Origin of the sequence: Streptomyces sp. NPDC016469 (assembly GCF_040632905.1) — a bacterium.
Lineage (GTDB): Bacteria > Actinomycetota > Actinomycetes > Streptomycetales > Streptomycetaceae > Streptomyces.
On record NZ_JBEYCQ010000110.1, the window covers coordinates 1 to 1,481 of the forward strand.

Sequence of the window (1,481 nt, forward strand, 5' to 3'; positions counted from 1 at the left end):
CTCACCCTCTCGGGCTTTCCTCCGGGCGCTTCCCTTCGGTCTTGCGTTTCCGACTCTATCAGACTCTTTCGTGTCCGATTCCCGGTCGAAGCGGGGCTTTCTTTTTGCCTTTCGGCGGTTTCAACCTTACCAGACTCATTTCGTTCCGTTTCCGGTTCGAATTTGATTCCGGCGGCCGTTGAAGTGGCCTTGCCTTTCGGCTGATTCGACTTTATCAGAAGCGTTTCGACCGAACCTAATCGGCTTCAACTTCAGAAGGTGGGAATCGAATGGCTCTGCGGAAATTCGATTTCCGGTGAGAGCGAGATAGATATTAGCTGGCTGAACCCGAACCTGTCCAGTTCGAGGCAACCGTTTAAATCTACCTCCCCCACTTCGCCGTGTCAACGGTTTTTTGGGGCGAAGAGGAGACTAGCAGGTCAGCAGCGCCAGATGCACATCAGGCAGCGGTCGGCACCTCGGCGCTTCGTTCGACCGCATCCAGCTCGTCGGCCGGTGCCGGGGCAGGCATCTCGCAGGGGCCTCCGGCCGGCGTACGGCCTGATGTCGGCACGGCCCGGCGGCCACCGGGCCGTGCCGCCCGCGCGACGGAGGCTCTAGCGGTCGGAGGGTGGGGAGTCCAGGTCTTCGAGCTCGATACCGGGGGCGGAGAGCACCACGTCGCCCGCAAGGTGGATCGTGTGCCGCTCGCCCGTGTCCAGGGCGCTGACCTGGTATGCGTCCACCTTCAGGGGGCCGTTGTCAGTGGGGTGCGCTTCACTCTTCACCAGGGCCCAGGACTGGTCGAGGGTACGGGGGGCGAGGACCGGGTCCGTGAAGGTGACGACCCGGACGCGGGTCTCGGGGGAAGTGGGGGTGAGGCGCAGCAGACGAGCGGTCGCGACGAGGAAAGCGGGGGAAGTGCCGTTGAAGGCGTGGGCGCGGACATTGCCTTCGGTGGCATGAGTGCCCGTCGGGTCGGTACGGACCCAGGTGAGGCCCTCCAGGGCGGCACCGCGGACCTGCCAGTCGGCGGAATGGAGTTCGAGTCGGAGGGGGCGGCCGAGTTCATCGAGGGTGAGGTCGACGGATCCCAGGTGACTGCCGGACGGGGCGGTCGTTTGGGAGATGTAGCGCCAGCCGGAAGGGCCGGGCGCGCAGTGGAAGTGTTCTTCGCCGAGAGGGGTGTGGTCGTGGACATCGTGGAGCGAATATCGGCCGCGGGGCATGGGGTCCTTCGAGTCCTCGGCTCATGCGGGTGCGGTACGGCGCAGGCCCCCGACACGGGGGTGCGGGGGCCTGCGTTCGTCGCTGCCGCTGATAGGCCCGGGCCGCGCTGAGCGCCCGGTACCGGACCGGATCGGCCGGACCGTTCGAGGTCCGGCCGGTTCCGGGCCGGTAGGGGGATCAGTAGCGGTAGTGGTCGGGCTTGTACGGGCCGTCGACCTCGACGCCGATGTACGCGGCCTGCTCGGGGCGGAGGGTCGTGAGCTTCACGCCGA

General features: G+C 66.2%; 3 protein-coding genes. 1 reads left to right on the forward strand and 2 read right to left on the reverse strand.

Annotation, left to right across the window (positions count from 1 at the left end):
• Positions 1–204 (forward strand): hypothetical protein (locus ABZ565_RS35535; RefSeq protein WP_361036456.1); only part of this gene is annotated, 204 nt, incomplete at its 5' end.
• A gap of 392 nt (positions 205–596) precedes the next feature.
• Here the strand turns inward: ABZ565_RS35535 and ABZ565_RS35540 are convergent.
• A complete protein-coding gene (locus tag ABZ565_RS35540; protein WP_361036459.1) occupies positions 597–1,208 on the reverse strand; it encodes a hypothetical protein in 612 nt (203 codons plus the stop codon).
• Between the two features lie 178 nt (positions 1,209–1,386).
• The coding region (locus tag ABZ565_RS35545; protein WP_353787965.1) for an adenosylhomocysteinase at positions 1,387–1,481 on the reverse strand (95 nt) is incomplete at its 5' end.

Bases quoted from the DNA above. Each gene is read 5' to 3' on its own strand.
- ABZ565_RS35540 (WP_361036459.1), bottom strand. From the start codon at position 1,208: ATGCCCCGCGGCCGATATTCGCTCCACGATGTCCACGACCACACCCCT.